Below are 19,506 nucleotides of genomic sequence, written 5' to 3'. Positions count from 1 at the left end.
CCCCAAGATTGTCATTCCCACTAAGGAGTATGAAAAAGAGTTAACAATTTTCTATCATTGTGAGAAAAAATCACCCTCAGGGGTGATTCGCCGTATTGTTTTTTTTCCTACCTTCACAAAGTCAATGAAATGTTGTACTTCGCACCAATTATTTTGTAAAGATATTTCAGAAAGAGTATTCAAACTCTCCCTGAGTTTCCTGCAGTTTTCCAACAAATCATGGAAACAGTAACATTTTTTTATGAAATATTTACCGGAGTTGTCTGTAAAAAGGAAACATAAGAAATGTCGTTCTGAAAAGAACAGCGCAGTGAGAAACAACGGCTATGGAATTTCCCACTCCAATAATGAAATAGGGAAAATCGGTGGTTAAGTTATCAAATACAGGAATGATGTAGGGAACTTCAAGCGCAAAGTTCCCTAAAACAGCGATGAAGTTGGGAACTTCAGAAGTAAAGTTCCCAAGAACAGTGGTAAAGTTGGGAACTTCAGAAGTAAAGTTCCCAAGAACAGTGGTAAAGTTGGGAACTTCAGAAGTAAAGTTCCCAAGAACAGTGGTAAAGTTGGGAACTTCACGAGTAAAGTTCCCAAGATCAGGCGTGAAGTTGGGAACTTCACGAGTGAAATTCCCAAAAATAGTAGTGAAATTTTGAATAATAGATGTAAAATTGCTAAATATTTTCTAATAATTCTTCAAATAAATCTAAAAACGACAACTATATAAAAAAGGAGAAACTATGGAATTAAAATATCTTCGAGTAGCATACGAAAGAAGAGAAAAACAGAAAAAAGGAATCGAAGCGAATCAGGACAAATGGAATGGACAGCCTGATACGCTCGAATCTCTTCAAGCAGATATGGATGCTTTGCAAGCAAAGGATAGTCAAGCTGCCGAATATAAACGACTTTATCGTCAAACAGTTCAAGAAGGGCGTGAACTTGCTGCTCAAATAAACGCAAAAGCAGATGAAACGGATAATCGAATCAGGGGAATCCATGCGGCTGAGAAAGTAAAGTGGACTGAATATGGTTTGCAGTGGGAACGACCTCGTGTTTCATTAGAAAAGCCGGCAAAGCCGCTTCTGCTCACTATTAGAGATGATTCGGATGGAATCGGATTTAAAATCCGTCTTGTCGAAGCGGACGATAATGCAGAACTCTATAAGTGGGAGCGGGGAGTATCTGAAAACCCGAAGGCAATTGCTCCCGATAAATGGGAGTATCTGACGGAATCTACAACTATTGCAATTATTGATGATGATGTAACTCCGGGTGTTCGATATTTCTACCGTGTGCAGGCGGTGAATAATAAAGGGAAGGGAACCGTTTCACCGGCGGTGAGCAGAGTGCAGTAAAATAGTGGAAAGAAAATGGTGAATGGTGAATGGTGAATTGACAATTGATAATTCGTAATTGGCTATTGACAATTCTTTTTGATGTGAAGTTATCTTGTTCCCACGCTCTACGGTCGTAGACGGAGCATGGGAACGAGATAACAAAGTTCGTTTTTTGATTTCATTAGTTATTAACTCATTGCAATGTTCTTATGGAAACTTCTTTTGATACTATCAAACAAATAGTTGATACTCTACATACGACGACTGTTTCACAGGGAGATTCATCGTATGTTCCATTAACTCCTCTGCTTACGGCTCTGGGGATATTACTTTCGCTCTCCTTATTTATTGAACGATTGATGGCGGTCTTTAGTTGGATAATGGAAAAATTATTTATTGCCCAAACCTCAAGTCATTTTGAACGTCAATCTGACAAAGATGAAAGAAAGAACGCAAGTGAGAAAGCGAAAAAAGAAGCAGCTCTTCTTACCAAAACATTAGATTTCTCTACAAAAGATGAAGATGAAATCATGATTCATCCGGATTATCCGGAGGGGAAATCACGGTTTGATATAAAATATTTTACACCTGATGAGCCGGTCAATAAGATTAAAAAGACGAAGGAATTTTGGATACAATTTGTCGGCTCTTTCATTGCCGTTGGTGTTTGTTATTATTCGAAAATATCTGTTTGGGGATTACTGCAATGGTCAGTTGCAGAGTTCACAAATAGCGTTTCACTACGACCTACAGGAGAGAATATTTTTGAATATATATTTACGGGAATTATTATTGGCGCGGGGAGTAAACCTGTAAACTTTTTAATTAAGTTTCTTATCAACCGGAAAATAGTACTTTCAAGAGTAAAAACAGAACCGTCATCCGAGAGAGAAGAGGAGAGAACAAACGTTTCAAAGGAGGAGAAAAAAGAAGGGACATCGGTTTTCTTCCAACCTACCAGCGTCGTTACACCCTCAACAGTTGAAGAAATAGTTGGATTTACGTATGATGGAGGAGACAGGCCATGGCGCTTGGAACATACGCACAAGTGGCAACAGGGAGTGAACATAGATCTCATCGTGTATCATCATACAACTATGCACTCGGATGCATCGTTTGCAGAACTTGTAAAAGAGTTTGACAGAAAAAATTGGCTTACAGGGTATCATTGTGTTGTGATGAAAGATGGAACGATTCACATTCTGTGCCGATGGGATAGGTTTGGAAATCATGCACTGGGTTACAATCAACGTTCGCTGGGAATCGCGTTACAAGGTAACTTTGAAACAAATCCTGCTGTACCATTTTCTAACGTGAAGGGTGCGAAGGGAATACTTCACCCAACACCGTTGCAGATAGAGAGCATGGCGAAGATTACTACGCTCTGGTCTCTGATGTATCAAGTTCCTCTCGTGTTTGAACGTGTTGCAACAGCCGTGCATCCTGTAGGAATACTTCCACACAAAGCCTTAGCAAATAAATCTTGTCCTGGAAGTAATTTTCCATACGAAGAATTTCAAAACAAAGTACGTAGTTATCATGGGAGATGGAAGAATGACCAATCATTTCAAACAGCATTAGAAACATTCAAGCTCCGTTTCCAGACTCAAACAACTTTTGCATAGGAGTAATTATGGAATATACCGATGTCGTCACTACCGTTACGTACCTGGCATTCTTGTATCTCATTATTAGTATTTTCATTGAAAGAATTATTGAAGTATTGATTTCATTTATTTCTTTTATCGAACTACAATCGAAAGGTTTTCAGAAATTTTGGAATGATCTTGCAGAGAGTTATCGCATACGGCTCGATGCACTCTATGGATTACATGGAGTGAATGAAAAATCAAAACAAATACTTGATTGGCTTTTGTGGAAAGTCGTGGTTGAGAAATCAAATCCGGGCGGGCGCGATTGTATTAGTGCAGAAATGATTCGATTTAATTATGTGAGAATTTGTTCACGTATTGCGGCGCTTCTCATTTCGTTCCTTTTAGTTACCTCGCTTTGGAGGTATTTGGATTTTCTTAGGTTCTTTTATCAATTTACACAAAGCACACAATTCCCGAACGGTTCTGCAGATATTTTCAGTAGAATGTTAAAGAACCTGATAGAACATGAATGGGTTCGAATTGCCCTGACATCTATAGCGTTGTCAATCGGTGTCGAACCACTCCATGATATTATCAGCAGAATTGAAAAGTCAGTTACCAACAAACTAGAACCGGTGAAAGGAGGTCAACAATGATTTCTGTGTTGCGCTCTCTCGAAGTATTTGATTTTTTCTTTATTCTCATCGGTTTGGGGTTAATCGTTTGGTTTATTAAGGATTTCAAAGTAACGAGCAAGGAGGGGATATTTATTTTGCTCACACTCACTTCCATTGGTGGATATGTAGGATGGCGAGCATGGAAACGGAAACGCCTTCTTGAAGAGCTCAAGGAGCGTGAAGATGCACTGAAAGAAACAGAGAAGAATCTTCAGGAATTGTTAGAGCAGAAAAAGTTCGCTGAGCAGGATTATCAACAGGCAAAATCAGAATTAGATGCGGAACGAGTTCACATGGTTAACGCGGTAACTCAAGCAGAAAAAGAGTATGCAGAGAAGATGGAAGAAATCAGAAACAAATATTCGAATATGACTCCGGAAGAGTCAGTTAATAATGCAATCAAAATTTTAGAACAATACGGAAAGGAATAACTATGCGGTACATCTTCTTGTTCATTTTATTATCAACCACCATACATGCTCAGGATATCCTTATAAAAAAGGGGAATAGAGAATACCCGGGTAAACAACAACAGGGAATGTGGCTCGTTACAATGGATAGTACGGACTATGTTCTCTTGAAAAAGAATTCTCTCGATTCATTCGGTTTTATTATTGACAGTCTCGAAGCAACCATAACGTTATTGACGACGAAACTCACAGCACAAGAAAAAGTGATTGAGAAATGTGATGCGTTTGAGAGGAAGTCGGATTCACTTCATGTGTTGAACAATCGAATACTTGATACGCTGAACGTACTATACAGAGGATACAAAGGGCTGTATGAAGATGCAAAGAAATTGATAACAGGAGAGAATTTTTCGTTGTTCCTCGGAGGAGGAATTGTTCAACTTCCTTCCGACGATTACCGCCCGGTTCTTTCACTCGGCGCGGGAATCGGGAATTGGTTCGGGCAATATAGTTTCGGTTCAGGGTATAAAGGTATTCTTCTAGGAGTACGATACGGTCTTCCATTTTAGTTACCTGATTGTGTTTGAAGTTGATAACATTTGAATGAAGATAATGCAAAATACGTTTACTTTTTTTTTCAAAATTAAAATAGGAGAATAAACATGGTCAAAGTAGCAGTTGCAAGAAAAGAGCATAAAGTTGAAGCGCTTAATGATGTTCTTGAAAAAAGTCAATTTGATACTACGCTTCAAAGTGTTTTTGAAAAATCCGGTAAAACGGATAAGTCGGCATTTTCGATTGTTATTAAACCCAATATGATGGTATTCTCTAATTTAACTGAATACCGGACTGTAACGACTGACGTCGAGTTGATGGAATGTTTAATGCAACATATTCGCTCATTAGGTTTTACAAATATCAAAGTTGTCGAAGCGCAAAATGTTCTGGCATTGTGGCTCAATGGACATACCGTAAAGCGGGTTGCGAAGTTGAGCGGTTACAGTAATAATGGATACGAGGTTGTTGATCTCACGGAAGAATCAGTCGACACAAACTACCGGTGGCGCGATGCGAAGGGTAAAGAGACGGTTTGGAAACATCCGGTTGGGAAAAGCTGGCGTGACGCGGATTTCAGGATTTCATTTGCAAAATGTAAAAGCCACGAATCTGATTACATGACACTTACTGTGAAGAATGTGTATGGATGTTTTCCTGCCCGCGATAAACATCAGCAATATCACATGCAACGGGAAGTCCCTGATGTAACGGCTTCATCGGTTTGGACTTTTCCAATTCATTTCGGGTTGATTGATGCGTTCGTCGCAAGCGATGGGTATCAAGGGTATAAAACTCAAAAATATCCGAAAGAATTAAAAATGATGTTTGGAAGTTCTGATGCAGTATGTGCTGACTTGGAGTGTACCAAGAGGGCAGGTATTCATGGGACAAAATTGAATATCATCAGAAAGTATCTTGAATGGGCGCGAGATGGAAAATATCCGGAGTATGAAGTTGTCGGTGATCAATCAACAATGTTTACAGATATTATTCCTCACTGGCAAAACATCTCCGATGAAATCGTTCAACTTCAGAATTTCACGGAAGAATCGCTCGTTGTCAGTGGAGTGCTAAACGTGAATGCGGTTGATTATATAGATTTTCATTTATTTCCTCCTAGAAATTTATCATGGAGAATCGGCTTGATTTTCATGCGCCTACTTAACAGTATTCGTTGGCTCATAAATAAATTAGCAGGGAAAAGAATTTGGTAACGAGAAGAATGTAAATCTAAAAAGGAATAAATATTATGACTTCACAAGAACCTGATGTGGAAAAAGTATTTCAAATAATTGGTGATACTCTAAAACATTTCAAAACAAAAGAAGGGATTATTCTGTTAAGTAGTTTTCTACTGTTGGTGGTTTGGGGTCCGAAAGGCGATACCATCCTGTTACCATTGTTCAACCAGTGGTTAATGCCCGATCAAGCCGATAGAGCATTTCAACTTCAACTTGTTTCCTACAGCATCGGTTTACTCTTGTTAGTTCTCATTCCTTTTCTTCTCATCCACTTCAGGTTCCATGGGCGTTTCGTTGATTACGGTTTAGGAATTGGTGATACGCGATGGGGTTGGATGACGTTTCTCGTAATCGTGGGAATTTCTCTTCCGTTGTTTTACTTCGGATCGATGAAGCAGGACATGTGGAAAGAATATCCGCTCATCTATCGCGGATTGAACACGGACCAGATCAAACAACATTTCCGATGGAACGTATTTCTTATGTATGAACTACTCTATGCCTCGTTCTTTTTTATTATCGAGTTTACCTTTCGCGGGTATCTCCTGTTCGGATTGAAAGAACGATTCGGTCGGTATGCCATTCTTATTCAGATGTTATCGTACACCGCATGGCATCTCCCGAAACCCGCGACAGAACTTGTCGGGACTCCTGTGTGGGGAATTGCAGTTGCTGCTGTAGCGCTTCGAGTGAATTCACTTTGGTACGTGTTTCTTGCGCATTGGCTTCTCAATGTATTTTTAGATCTTCTTATACTCAGTAATCGGGGTGTTATTTAACCATGTACGACATCGCATTGCATATCAGCAGAGGTCATCCAATCCTCAGTCCTGAGTTCGAAAGAGAAACAGACAGGTTGACACATACTGTTATTCGAGAAGGAAATGCTGTTACATTGTTGCCGAGCGGTGTAGAATCATATCAAAAAAGATGGGAACTTATTGAGAATGCAACAAATACCATTCACATCGTTGCCTTTTCTCTGATGCGAGATGAAACAAGTTATCGTCTTCGGGATATGATAGTAAAAAAAGAAAAGGAATCTGTTAATGCGCGACTCATCTTCGATGATGGAGTGATGTACAGTACCTTTAGCGGTGGAATCCTCCGTTCCATGGTGAAAGGAGGTGCAGAATCAATCCGTTACCATAGCATGTTTCGCAACCTTATGCCGGATTTGAAATCTTCTCATCCTTTTCTTCAATTTAAAAAAAATCTAAAAACAAAGCTTCGAAGACATTTTCATGAAAAGTATATGGTGATAGATGGGCGGGAAGCGATACTCGGTGGCATCAACTGGGGAAACAAATATGCGTATGGTGGAATCGAGGTAAAAGCATGGAGGGATACAGACGTTTACCTCGCCGGACCAATCGTGTCAGATATTCAACGACGATTCATCAAAGACTTTTTTCTTTACCGTGCCATGGCGCAAGGAAAGTACAAGTGTGATACGTCACTTGAAAAACTCTACGAGAACGTTCGTAACATGGAATCCGAATTCATCAACAAACAATCAACGGTGCTATTTCCGATGTTGAATTCTACTGGTCCGTATCGTGTACGTTACATCTCTCACAAACCATACGATGAACAACGATTGCCAATCACGAATGCGTATTTGCAGATGTTTCGCGCTGCACGGCATTACATTTTTTGGGGATGTCATGGTATTCGTCCGCCACGGATTATTGCCGAAGCACTTGCCGATGCAGTACAACGGGGCGTTGAAGTCAGGCTCATCACAAATTCCCGGAAAGCATCACGTACATTGATGCTCAACGGGTTGATGGGATGGATGTACTGGGAAAGCAGCAATCATTTTCGTCGCCTGATTCAAAATGGCGTCAAAGTGTTTGAATGGCAGAAACCGGGAGCGTTTCATTCAAAGAATTTGGTGATTGATGATGTTGTTGCTTCTGTCGGTTCTTACAATATCGCATCTGGTTCAACGTTTTATCATACAGAGAGTAATGTCATTATCTATAATCAAGAATTTGCAGAACACGTACGACGTCAGTTTGAAATTGATTTGCATGATTGTCGGGAGATCACAATTGAGAACGCTAAGGTTGTTTCTTCAAAGCATGATCCATTCCTCCGTCCATTGGATGAAAGAACACGCTGGGTTGATCCATCATTACTTCCGGATTCAATCCGAAACGAGTTGCACATAGTACATGATCAAGCGTAGGAAAAAGGAACCACGATGAATAAAAAAACATTATTTGAAAAATTTTTGACTGTATTTGGAGATATAAAAATTTTCAAATGGCCCCTTTTTCTTTTATACGATCCCGGAGGTTATCTTATCAAGGGAAAAGATATCAGGTGTGTCATCAATTTAGTGAAACCCGGCGATATCCTCCTTCGAGGATTTAAGAATTATCTCGATGGTTATTTTATTCCCGGCTATTTTAGTCACGCGGGATTATATGTGGGGAGGATTCTTCCTGAAGACGCCCGACATGTAACGAATGAAAAAGGGGAACAGGTCTTTCAGGCAGGAGAGCAAATGGTTATCCATTCGATGGCTGAAGGCGTATTCGTAGAAGATGTTTTGAATTTCTGCCGGTGTGATTATATGGCAATTATGAGATTCCCTGATTATATCAAACCCGATGCAAGAATAACTCTCCCGCTCGTCCCTCAAAAGGAATTTTCAAACGAAGAAATAGACATTGTAACAAAACTCAAGTCGGGAGTTAGTGTGCCGTTCCAAGATGTTTTTCCCATCGTCAAACGAATTGCGTTAGGATGTCTGGGCAAAGAATATGACTTTAAGTTTGATTTTGAGAATTTTCATTCGTTATCATGTTCAGAACTTATTTATTATTGTATAAAAAGTTTTGGTTCACATCTGGATATAAGAACAGTGAAAAAGCGGGTGTTATTCCTCTTCGAAAAAACATTACTCGAACCTGATGCGTTCCTACGGTCAAAGTTGGAAATGATTTGGAAGAGTCCAACAATAAATGAACGTAAACTTCGTCAATGTATCAAAAGTTAATTCCTCATCTATTTATCTTTCTCTCTCATTTAAACAAAAGGAACAATTATGCCGACACTTAAAATTCTCACGTTCAATGTTAAAATGCTTCCCGGTCCCGGCGGTGAAGAACGTGCCGCGAAAATTATCAAAGCCATCAATGCGAACAAATACGATATTATTTGTTTGCAAGAAGTTTTTGATGAAGACATCAGGGAAATGTTTGTTGAAGGGTTTGGGCGAACCTTGAAGCACCAAGTTCCGAAATGCCATGATAATGATCTATTTAATGAAGATAGCGGGTTGTTCTTTGCATCAAAGCATCCAATCGAAAGTTGGGGATACAAGGAATTCAATGAATGTTCATTTACCGATTGCTGGGCTGATAAAGGAATCTTTGGCGCACGGCTATCATTCACCGATGGTAAAAAGCCATTCACGTTCCTCTTGTTTAATACTCATCTTCAGTCAGAGGTTCAGTACCAGCAGACACGCGTCTCACAGCTACGGCAACTACGACGGTTCATCGGACATGCTCTGACTCAACTTGATGTACATGCGAACGAGAATGACAAACCGAGAAATGATATTGCGGTGATGCTCTGTGGAGATATGAATGTCATAGGTGATGTAGACCAGGAATATAATTCCATGAAGGGAAGTTTGGGATTTCCAAGAGATTTATTCAGAGAGAAAAGCAAAATTACAATTCCGGGTTACACGTGGGATTGTAAAGAGAACAGCAACATGATACCGGATGATGATGGTGACCGACTTCGACTCGATTACATGTTCGCCTTCAATCGTTTTCCAACGGACAACGGGCAAGGAACTCTGTTACGCAACATTTCCTGTACAAAAGTATCTGTGCAGCCATTTGCCACGACACCTACCACACGGCTTTCAGATCACTTCGGAGTTGAGGCGGTGGTGAAGGTGTGAGGTGATATGAAGTAACCCATCCCGGCACTTCCATTCTCCGAAGGGAAGGGAGTGACATACTTTTGAATATTTTCTCAATGAAATGGTATGAAACAAGAATTGAAAAATAATATGAATCTCTCCCCTTCCATACACCTGTCCACTTTGGCGGAAAGTAGGGAAAGGACTGGGGTGGGAGGGGGAAGGGTCCCCTGACACGAATGCAAAACTAATTGAAAGAACAGCATTATGCTCGACGACATAAAAAAATCTATACAACTGACACTTTACGAAAGAATATCCAGCCCCCTTTCGGGCGCTCTTGTGTTATCATGGTTTGCATGGAACTGGAAAATTATTTATTACCTGTTTAATGATGATATGAGTTTGAGAATCATTGATAGGTTGCAGTTTATTGAAGCAAATTATCTTGATATATCAAATACAATTTTGTTTCCGTTACTCTCTGCAATGTTGATTGTTTCGGTATATCCTTTTGCCTCAACAGTCTTTTTGAAAATTTGGTTAATACACAAGAAACGACAAATGGATATTAAGAACGAAATTGAAAAGAATCAACTGCTGACATTGGAACAATCAATAGATATTAGAAAGTCAATTCAAAAACAGGAAGAAGAGTTTAATAAAGTTGTCGATGCGAAAGAAAAAGAAATCGTAGTATTAGAAAATCAAATAACAGAGTTAAAGAATGAAAAAGAAAAGCTGTTGACTTTAGAGCAGACTTTAGAGATTAAAACTTCATTACAAAAACAAAAAGAAGAGTTTTCAAAAGAAATTGATACAAAAGATGTAGAAATAGTCTTGTTAAAAGATAGGATTACAGCATTTGAAAAAATAAAAGAAACATATGAGCAACTTCTTGAGCATGACAAAAACATTACTTTTGAAAATGAAACATTGAAGAAAGAAGTCAATGGTTTAAGTAATAGAATAAACAATATTGATAATCATATTAAAGAATCTCCTTTGTACAAAGAATTGGATAGAGAATTTCGACGTGTGTTAAATAACGAGAGTGAATTGAGTTTGAAACTTAATGACATAAAAAACCAAAGAGAAGAATTGATTAATCAAATTCATGAATTAAAACACGATAATAATCAGCTTACTGAAAAAATTATACAACTTGAAAAAGAATTATTAAGCATTAAAGATGAAAATACACCTTCACAATTATCTAAGGAACTTAGAACAATTATTTCAAATCAACAATTGAGAAAACATTTCGAAACAATTATAGAACTTCAAAATTCTAATCCCCCATTCTTACCAAGAACTGCAATTCCAGCAACAGCTATACAGTATTTTCAAACACTTGGTCTCATGCAGGATCAGGGTGGTTTATTTATCTTAACCCCTAAAGGGAAAGAGTTTGCAACAGAATTTGTTTTGAAAGTTTTTGATGATGAATATCAAATCAAAGGAACACAACCATGACCCAACAACCCGAACAAAATAATAACACAATACTTCCACCCGATATCCGGCTTGATTACACAAATCAATTATCGGAGACGGATGCAATGATTCAATCGTTTGACAAGTATTATCAGTCAATCAAACAGAATGCGTTTGGTAGGATACTCATGAAAAGTCTCGGCATCGTGATTGAGTTTTTCTTTTATGCACTGTTTGTCCTTGCGTTTACAGGATGGATATTTTCCCTTACACTCAGTCTGCCTGCCTTTACCCAAGACCTCGGCAGTGGAGTGACAACAACAACGACTGTACAAATTGAAGCAGTTGATACGCTCTTTTTTGTCCTGCGGCTAACTGTCTTTTTGGTTGCCATGATGTTTCTCTCCGTCGGGCTTCTTTTCCGGTATATTAGAAAGAAGAACAATGCAATCTATAAATGCGGGGAACTGCTTGATGAGTCGCTGAGGAAATTGCGGTCGAGAGGAGAGAAAATAAAATTCATTCTCCATGCATTGAGCTAATGAACACATTCGCGGTCAGAATTTGTCTAACAAAAGAAAGTTCAATTCGTGATCAGACTTGAACATCATCGAATATGAATGTTGGGACGAACAGTAACCACTGTTGAAAAAAAAACAATATTACATCATATTCACATACAATAATGAAAGGATAGTTATGGCAAAAAATAAAACAGAAGCGTTGGATGTTCACGCAACGAAAATTTACAATTTTCTTGACAAGTATTTCCCTTCCATGCCGATGAAAGTAAAGGTCTTTGTGTATAAAGGCATGTTTATTTTGTTAGGTTTGATTATTGGTGTCATGCTGTTTTTAGTCGTGTATCCTGTAATTACAGAAACAGACGATTTAGTTATTAGAGGAGAAATAATTGGGAGTGATGAAAGGTCGTTGCCGATAGGATTATTACAGTATGAGGCGATGGGTGACGGAATGTTTATCAAGAAAAAAATAAAAGGAAGTGTCTTTGTCTATGAATGGATACTTCATATTCCTAAATCCGATATGAATCAGATGCAAACGTTAGTTCTTGCAAAATATTTTGGCAATAGTCAAGGAGGATGGGAGACATACGGTGAACTTCGTTTTAGCGCTGAAGATTTGTTACATCATGTCGAAAACGATCGTGTAACAATGTTCATTGAATATGCAGGTTCGATACCGATGAAGATATTATTTCGGGAAAAAACGAATAAACTGACATCGCATCGTTTTTTTCCGATCGATGTTTTCAATATAGCGTATGCACAACCATTTCTACAAGAAAAAACCATATCTTCCGAAGAAGCGAAAAAAATCTTAGACAATATAAAAGTCAAAAAAAACCCGTTCGAACAACTGAAACTACAATCAAAACTTTCAAATGTTGAGACTCCCTTTTTACAAGAAATCGCAGTGACGGTGAGAGATAGTATTGCCTCAGAGAGTTTTGAAGAATTGTCATTGTATCTTATGGCGCTCACAGAACATGATTCGGTCGGAACACTGACATCGGCAGGGACACGTAAAGATATTTTGTCACAGGATTTTTATTTCAAAGCAGTGAGTTTGCTCGATTCCGGAAGCGCGATCGAAAGAAAAAAAATCGCATCGTTTCTGTACCGAATACAGGATTCTCGTTCCATAAAACCATTATATAATAAGTTTTTGAGGACGAACGATCTCGAAGCAAAGGGATTATGTGTTTACGTGCTCGGTTCATTTGCAAACAACAGCGATGAGAATGTACGCGATAGAGTAAAAAGACAGTTAAACTTATTCTACCAAAACGAAACCTCGCTTGAGGTAAAAATGATGTTACTAACGACCCTAAAGAAATATGATAATAAAGAGAGTGTCTACCATTGAATTATTATGGAGTTGTATAACGACTTGACACGAACTTTCAGGGTAATCATCCGTCACGGAAGATCTTGACGGTACAAGAAATGACAGATTTCATCATACTCAATTCATAAAAGGAACAACATGACAGCATTATTTTTAGGCGCGGGAGCATCGGTACCATTTGGGTATATGACGACGCCACAAATCTTCCCTTTAATTTTACGGGAATTATCAAAGAATAATCTTTATAATAAATTCAACACAGAAACTGAAAATCAACGGCGAAGGGAAATCCTTTCCGGATATTTAAATGAAATGTTATCGGGGTTAGAATATCTTCAAGAATCAATCAACCAATCGAAGGAATATACCGGCGATGGAATATTTTGTATGTCCGACGTAGAGAAGAATTTACCTTTAATTACAGAAGTTCTTTCCATGCTTGATTTTTCTCTTTCGGAAGAAAAATCGCTCACATCCCGGTTGTCTGGATATCAATTGACAGAATTTCGCCAATTGCTCGACCAGGCAATATCATTTTTAATCGTTCAGGTTTATCAAGAACGATATGAAAAACTATTCCCTGCTAATAAATCCGTGACAGGAAAATTTATCCAATGGATAATAAAACAACTGCAAGAAAATTCCTTGGGTGTAATTACAACGAATTATGATATTGGAATTGAAAGTAAATTGTATGAATATTATCAAAGCAATATTCTAAAAATAAGTAACGAGTTTGATTTTGGTTTTGCATGGCGAGATGTGGAGCCAGGGACAATTCATGACAGAGCAGTCAGTGCAAAAGTTCGATTTTACAAACTGCATGGCTCCATCAACTGGTTATATTGCGACGTGTGTGATCATATGTATATTAATTTTGAAGGATCAATTGTTCATCAGGCATATAAAAAGGACGATGATTATTTTAGTACATGCCATTGTTCCAATCGCCAACTTCGCTCAACTCTCATTGCCCCGTCGTTTGTCCGGGAAAATCATAATCCAAATATTGTAGAAGTGTGGTAACATTCCCTCGAATTTCTTCGGTCTTCAAACACATGGGTAATAATTGGTTATTCTTTACCACAGGAAGATATCGGGATTCGTTCTTTGTTTATCCGAGCCTATCAGGCTCGGGAATTAAAACCAAAAGTAATAGTTGTGCAACATGGTCACGAAGCTGAATTACGATATCGGCTTCTCTTTCCAAAGTGCGAATATTATTCAGATGGTCTGGAGGGATTTGTCGGAAGGATTTAGTTGAGCTTACCCTCATGTGTTCTTGAAGTCCATCGTTCCTAATGAGAATGAATAGTTATGCTTTCGAGATGAGTTGGTAATAATCCCTAAGGTAACAATAGTGTTCCAATGTTTGTTTCCTCAGAAAGGGGAACGTGACGCTTTAAAGAGGATTAGTTTATTCCGATTTTCTGTAGTATTACCATAAATGATTAGTAAGCCTCGTAAACGGGACTGTTTTATGTCGTCCGATTTTATTGGACTTGATTTTACTGGCGTGACTGTTTATGGTCATGTGGCAATATTGAGTTATCTTAGCAATTATTATTAAACGGCCAACTTGAGTTAGTTTATTCTAGAACAAACGCCTCCGGTACTTCCAGATTCATTAAATACTGTTCGAGGTTACCTAACGCTTCATCAAAATGTTGACGGTAGTGTTCCGTTTCCCGAATCATGGATTGCGCTAATGTTTTATAATATTCAATTCCTGAAAGGAGATTGTCCTTAAAGGTTTTCAAATATTTATTCTTTTTCTCCGTCACGGAACCGATGCTATCGGTAATTTCTTTTTCCAGATAATCAACATACAACTTCAACTCGTTGATGAACATATTTGGTCGGTGCAATGAGTTGAGAATATTCTTTCTTCCGTAAATGTGGTCAATCATTTCTCGCAATGAAAATGTATTGGAGAAATATGCAAGATTGGGTCCGGGGCAAATTGTAACTTCCTGAATTTTATGCGGTGGAGGAATTTCGTTTTTCAGATATGCAGATGTACCGAGGTATTGGCAGATACATTCCTTTTCAGTCACTTTTTCTATTTGCTTTGCAAGAACATCGGGTGGAAGTTGTTGTTCTGTAAGTTGATTGATTTTCAAATTCTGATATTCCCGTGAAGCAACACAAATGGGCTTTTCAGTAAATTCAGTATTGAACGATAAATATTTATTGAAGCATGCGCTTCCGGGATTTCCGTTTTCAATTCTTTTCTTTTTTTCCTGTTCGGCAGAACTCTTTCTAAAATTATTAAACAGCACACCGAGAGGCGAAGTGTTACTTAAGTAGTAATCCTCTTGTTTTGCTGAAGCAAGATTGTGCAGGGTTTCTTCATCAACATTTGTTACTTCCGGCACAAGTAAAAACGGGCTTCCCCAGCCCGCGCTGTCAACTTGAAAATGTTCCAACAGAAAATTATGTTCATTTGCTGTACCAATGCCGCCTTGAACGGAGATTTTCACATTTGGCTTGTGCGAAAACGTTCTCATCTCTTTTTGGAGAAGTGAATGGTTACACATCTCCAACAGTTCGGCGGTTAATTCTTCTTTTTTATGTTTGAACTCGTCCAATATCGGAGCGAGCAGATAACCATCGGTCGCAAATGCATGGCCGCCGCAATTCAAACCCGATTCGATTCTGTATTCGGAAACCCATAATCCTTTTTTTGCCAGAAATTTACCCTGAATAAATGCTGACCTGAAATCACTTACCTTCAGAGTGATTTTCTTATTCAGGTTTTGATGTTCATCCGGGAAAAAATCTTTGAATGTTTCACAGTAGGTGAACAGGCGTGGATTCATTCCCGCAGAGAAGACAACCGAAGAACGAAGTTGACTGTTTGCAAATCCGCGAAGGGCTGCCATCGCATCCGAATACTCAACGGGTAATGCATCTCCCGACTGAGAATAATTTGTTCTGTCGCATTTGGTCATAATGTTTACATCAATAGCACCGGCGGTAATGATTTCACGGAGCGATTCCTGAAGTAACAATTTCTCTTCTCCTGCATCCAAGTTCATCATTTGGTCGAAGAGATAGCGTAGTGGAGAAGAAGAGGGAAGCAGTTCAAAATACTTTACAATATCTGTCCCGTCTTCAAATTGTTCAGACTTAATTTTTTCCATTTGTCTGAGGAGGATTCTTTCTAACAAATTCAAATACTCAGTCACGCGGCGGGAACGGCAATCGAACTCGTACTTCCCGATGGGGATGTACTGTTCGTTTGCCTGCATGCAATGAAATTTTCGCATCTCCTCCAGCAGGTTATCTTCAATAATGGAAACGACAGAGTTAATTCCGAAGCGTGCTACTTTGAGCGGCGTGTCCACGGTATACGCCAAGCCCATGACCGGAATATGGAAAGAATGAAAAGAAGAAGGAGACATTACGAGGTAAAATTATTGTAGAAATTCCGGTAGAAAAATAGATTTCTATCCGGCGTTGAGATGATTGAGGTCGAAGAATATTGAGAATGATTCAAGATGAGTTTCTCTGTCCGATTAGCTCCAAAATTGTGAGAACTTCACCGTTAAGTTGTTGAAATACGGATGCGTATTTCCCGACAGGTCGTTGACCGAGCAACGTAAGAAGGACTAACGTAAGATATTTGTTTCAGACATGTTCATCGTTCGGTAACAGTATAACGAATATCTTTGCTAATTTCAATTTTGATTATTTGGAGATTTGGTTTTTACTTGCCTGTTTTTTGTTGATTAATGAGTGTTGCGATTTGGTTTAACTGTTCTAATGGTATAGCCTTTAACGTTTCGAGCAATTGGAATGAATTCTCATCCCGTAATAATTTTGTCAGAGAATGATTGTCGGTGAGGGTGGAACCATTATCCGGTTTCCAACGAAGGAGGTCATTGGGAGTGCAGTTAAGTTTGTCGCAAATGATTTCGATGTGGTCTAAGCGGAAAATGCGGGTATTGCTGTTTATTAACTTTGTTGCAGATTGTGGAGAAATTCCCGCTTTTACTAAAAAGGAGTATGGTCTATCAATGCCACGAAGTTTGCAAATTGCTTTTAGGTCGAGAGTTAGCATAATGTTGTTTGATTAATTTGAATAGAGGATGCTAAAAATAGAAAATAGTATGCAATAAACAAAAATTAGTATTTAACTAATACGAAATAGGTAATAACAAATAAAAATGAGTATGAAAGAAATTGAAAACGTGTTGAAACTAATCAAAAACAGGAAGGAAGAAACCAAAATGAAGATGTTACAAATAGAAAATAGGATGAAAGAAATAAGAAGCGGAAGGATGAAAATTGATTTTACTTGTAGCATCATGGAGTATTCTTGTGGCAGAGGCAGATGTACACGATACCTCATAATGGACGCCATGCCTGCGGCAGGCAGGCTGGAGCGTCAGGCACTTACGTTACAACGGAGACGGTTGTAATGAGATGTATTTGCGCCGTTGATAATTTGACCAAGCCTTACACGAAAGTCGTTCAAGGTCGAGACAAATTTTGTATGCTGTTTGAAGGCTGATAATCATCTTCTCTCCAATGTGTCCGATGGATTGAAAGACTTGTTCATTGTACTTAGCGTTTACCTCTCTGGAAGCGAAGTAAGCACCGTTGTGATGTTGAATTGAATTTCGAATGTAGTAGAACAGATCAAGGTTATCCTTTTCTGTCTTGGAAAATCCGAAATCTCCTCGTTTATAGTCTAGACTCTGGTCATCGGCATTGTGTGAATAATTGGGGTTGGGAATGTCTTTAGCGATCTGTTCGAAAGTAATCCAAGACCCGACCAGTATCGATGTGAGAATGTCTTCCATCAGATTGTGATAGAGTTCTTCGTTTTCGAGCTCAAGGGCCTGAAAGAACAGTTTTTCGTTGCCAAATTCGTGCTTGACTTGCGCAATGACATCGTTGGGAATCTTGGATCGAGCAATGATTGGATGACTGTCTTTCTCACCATGAATCATCAGGAACTGAAGAATCTTTGTCAGGAAAGTTCCTCGAATAACCTCGAAGTACCCGAGAATCTTGGCTTCGTCAAGGTTGTCAACCGTCTCAGTTATCGTTGGCATTTGGCACCTAAGTAAATATTCCTCTTAATTCCTTGTTCGGTGTTTTGCTTGTTATACGCCGGCACGTGTCACTTCATTCCTTGATCAATAACATTTCGGCAACTCCGGAAAAAAGGATACCGATTCGCTTGGTGTCCTCTCTCCATCCGGGCTTTGGATCATTCATTATCATTTCGACCGAAGATATGTAATCCGGCGAAAGATGATTCAAGACAAACTCCACGAACCTCGTGACAGTGCGAATGTCGGCAAGAGCAATCTCTGGCTCAACACCACTCAGATACTCCTTGATGCCTCTTGTTGCAAAATCCTTTTGCGTTGTGAAAAGGGGAATTGTTCCATAGAAGTACGCCTCGTCATACTTCAACCTCAGCGGGTCGATGTTGCCGTGGAGAATATCGTTTCTACGATTCATTAATGTGTGGAAGTCCTTGAATGAGTCGCTTGACGCATCGATTGGTTTTGCAAACCCTTGGCAATAGAGATGTAGACTTTTGATTCTAATATCTATCTGCTTATTTATCAAATCCTTGTATAGTCGCTCATCGTTCTTGATTTCTGGCTTGGCAAGACTGAATATCAGCAGGTTGACGAAAGACTCACCAAGAACGGGAGCAATCATCCTGATGCTGGTGCCGAGTAAAGCACCTTCACGGAATACCACTTGACAACGCTTGGCTTCGGCTTGCCATTCTTCCGCTTCTTTCTTTGTAACCGCAGTGGTAGGTGTCCTTGGCAATTGAATCTCGTCGAGTTTCAGACCCTGCAGCCTGTTCTGCAAATCATCAAGGATGTCAGACAAACGTTTGTATGGATTGATGAAAAGAGAGTATTTCTCCAACTGTTGCCGCACCGCCTTTATTTCTGGTGCACGATGGGAGATGTCTTTCTTGATGTTCTCGACGAGTTTCTCCTGATCAGCCCGAGAGAATTCAGGAACGTGAGTAAACGAGACCTCAATGCGTGATGTCAATCCAACAATGTCGATAGGTATTGTGCCTGTTCGCAGGGTGTAATGCCATTGAATCAAATTGTCGGTTGAGTTTTGTCGGATCAACATTGTTGGACCATTGGGCGGACCGAAGCGTGCCCGGATGTAACAGAACAAGTCGAGTGGAGATAGACTATCAGGAAGAATCCAACGTGCCATCTGCCTGCCAACACCGTCCTTTGCAGGAAAATATGCCGTCTCGGGATTTTTGGGATTTGGTAGTTCCCAAGTCGAGAGATCTAATATGGAGTCAACAGCTGCTTTCATTTCTCACTGACACGTGCTGGCGTATAACTACTGTAAGTACGCATTCCGTATATCTATTCAAAGTAAGGAAGATAAACGTGATATGTTTTTGAATAATGTGTTCATTATTGAGTGTGAGTATAACAAATATCCTTTCTATTTTCAAGATTCGGAGATGGAATAA

18 protein-coding genes are annotated in these 19,506 nt (G+C 39.1%); 14 read left to right on the top strand and 4 right to left on the bottom strand.

Annotated elements, in window-relative coordinates; translation table 11 throughout:
- Nucleotides 1-737 precede the first annotated feature (737 nt).
- The 14 genes from HY960_11060 (at nucleotide 738) to HY960_10995 (ending at nucleotide 14,045) form a co-directional block, all read left to right on the top strand.
- Complete coding sequence (locus HY960_11060; GenBank protein ID MBI5216281.1) at nucleotides 738-1,355, top strand: fibronectin type III domain-containing protein; 618 nt, start codon at nucleotides 738-740, stop codon at nucleotides 1,353-1,355.
- Nucleotides 1,356-1,546: 191 nt separating this feature from the next.
- Complete coding sequence (locus HY960_11055; GenBank protein ID MBI5216280.1) at nucleotides 1,547-2,962, top strand: N-acetylmuramoyl-L-alanine amidase; 1,416 nt, start codon at nucleotides 1,547-1,549, stop codon at nucleotides 2,960-2,962.
- Between the two features lie 8 nt (nucleotides 2,963-2,970).
- The gene (locus HY960_11050) at nucleotides 2,971-3,588 is read left to right on the top strand and encodes a hypothetical protein (protein ID MBI5216279.1); all 618 of its coding nucleotides are present in this window, start codon (nucleotides 2,971-2,973) and stop codon (nucleotides 3,586-3,588) included.
- Nucleotides 3,585-4,040, top strand: a complete 456-nt coding sequence (locus HY960_11045) for a hypothetical protein (protein MBI5216278.1) — start codon at nucleotides 3,585-3,587, stop codon at nucleotides 4,038-4,040. Before HY960_11050 ends, HY960_11045 begins: the two co-directional genes overlap by 4 nt.
- Before the next feature lie 2 nt (nucleotides 4,041-4,042).
- The gene (locus HY960_11040; GenBank protein MBI5216277.1) at nucleotides 4,043-4,588 is read left to right on the top strand and encodes a hypothetical protein; all 546 of its coding nucleotides are present in this window, start codon (nucleotides 4,043-4,045) and stop codon (nucleotides 4,586-4,588) included.
- Nucleotides 4,589-4,681: 93 nt separating this feature from the next.
- The gene (locus HY960_11035) at nucleotides 4,682-5,791 is read left to right on the top strand and encodes a DUF362 domain-containing protein (GenBank protein ID MBI5216276.1); all 1,110 of its coding nucleotides are present in this window, start codon (nucleotides 4,682-4,684) and stop codon (nucleotides 5,789-5,791) included.
- Nucleotides 5,792-5,826: 35 nt separating this feature from the next.
- Entirely contained in the window at nucleotides 5,827-6,597 is a 771-nt protein-coding gene (locus HY960_11030; GenBank protein ID MBI5216275.1) for a CPBP family intramembrane metalloprotease, read from the top strand.
- A 2-nt stretch (nucleotides 6,598-6,599) separates the two neighbouring features.
- Nucleotides 6,600-8,012, top strand: a complete 1,413-nt coding sequence (locus HY960_11025) for a phosphatidylserine/phosphatidylglycerophosphate/cardiolipin synthase family protein (GenBank protein ID MBI5216274.1) — start codon at nucleotides 6,600-6,602, stop codon at nucleotides 8,010-8,012.
- Between the two features lie 15 nt (nucleotides 8,013-8,027).
- Nucleotides 8,028-8,828 carry a hypothetical protein gene (locus HY960_11020; protein MBI5216273.1) on the top strand — a complete coding sequence of 267 codons (801 nt, stop codon included), beginning with the start codon at nucleotides 8,028-8,030 and terminating at the stop codon, nucleotides 8,826-8,828.
- Between the two features lie 48 nt (nucleotides 8,829-8,876).
- Nucleotides 8,877-9,749 (top strand): sphingomyelin phosphodiesterase, encoded by an 873-nt coding sequence (locus HY960_11015; protein ID MBI5216272.1) that lies wholly within the window; start codon nucleotides 8,877-8,879, stop codon nucleotides 9,747-9,749.
- A 228-nt stretch (nucleotides 9,750-9,977) separates the two neighbouring features.
- Nucleotides 9,978-11,186 carry a hypothetical protein gene (locus HY960_11010; GenBank protein MBI5216271.1) on the top strand — a complete coding sequence of 403 codons (1,209 nt, stop codon included), beginning with the start codon at nucleotides 9,978-9,980 and terminating at the stop codon, nucleotides 11,184-11,186.
- The gene (locus HY960_11005; GenBank protein ID MBI5216270.1) at nucleotides 11,183-11,689 is read left to right on the top strand and encodes a hypothetical protein; all 507 of its coding nucleotides are present in this window, start codon (nucleotides 11,183-11,185) and stop codon (nucleotides 11,687-11,689) included. The genes HY960_11010 and HY960_11005 overlap by 4 nt, the downstream gene beginning before the upstream one ends.
- Before the next feature lie 157 nt (nucleotides 11,690-11,846).
- A complete protein-coding gene (locus tag HY960_11000; GenBank protein MBI5216269.1) occupies nucleotides 11,847-13,037 on the top strand; it encodes a hypothetical protein in 1,191 nt (396 codons plus the stop codon).
- A gap of 120 nt (nucleotides 13,038-13,157) precedes the next feature.
- Nucleotides 13,158-14,045 carry a hypothetical protein gene (locus tag HY960_10995; GenBank protein MBI5216268.1) on the top strand — a complete coding sequence of 296 codons (888 nt, stop codon included), beginning with the start codon at nucleotides 13,158-13,160 and terminating at the stop codon, nucleotides 14,043-14,045.
- A gap of 563 nt (nucleotides 14,046-14,608) precedes the next feature.
- On the opposite strand, the gene HY960_10990 is transcribed toward HY960_10995, so the two are convergent.
- From HY960_10990 to HY960_10975, 4 genes are all read right to left on the bottom strand, one after another.
- Nucleotides 14,609-16,426, bottom strand: coding sequence for a hypothetical protein (locus tag HY960_10990; GenBank protein MBI5216267.1), 1,818 nt, complete (start codon nucleotides 16,424-16,426; stop codon nucleotides 14,609-14,611).
- Between the two features lie 305 nt (nucleotides 16,427-16,731).
- Entirely contained in the window at nucleotides 16,732-17,085 is a 354-nt protein-coding gene (locus HY960_10985) for a helix-turn-helix transcriptional regulator (protein MBI5216266.1), read from the bottom strand.
- A 340-nt stretch (nucleotides 17,086-17,425) separates the two neighbouring features.
- A complete protein-coding gene (locus HY960_10980) occupies nucleotides 17,426-18,085 on the bottom strand; it encodes a hypothetical protein (protein ID MBI5216265.1) in 660 nt (219 codons plus the stop codon).
- A gap of 73 nt (nucleotides 18,086-18,158) precedes the next feature.
- Nucleotides 18,159-19,343, bottom strand: a complete 1,185-nt coding sequence (locus HY960_10975; GenBank protein MBI5216264.1) for a hypothetical protein — start codon at nucleotides 19,341-19,343, stop codon at nucleotides 18,159-18,161.
- Nucleotides 19,344-19,506 lie beyond the last annotated feature (163 nt).

The organism is Ignavibacteriota bacterium (assembly GCA_016212665.1).
Classification (GTDB): Bacteria; Bacteroidota; Ignavibacteria; order UBA10030; family SZUA-254; genus FW602-bin19.
The sequence above is the reverse complement of the archived record's forward strand: the minus strand, read 5'-3'. Positions and strand labels throughout refer to the sequence as shown.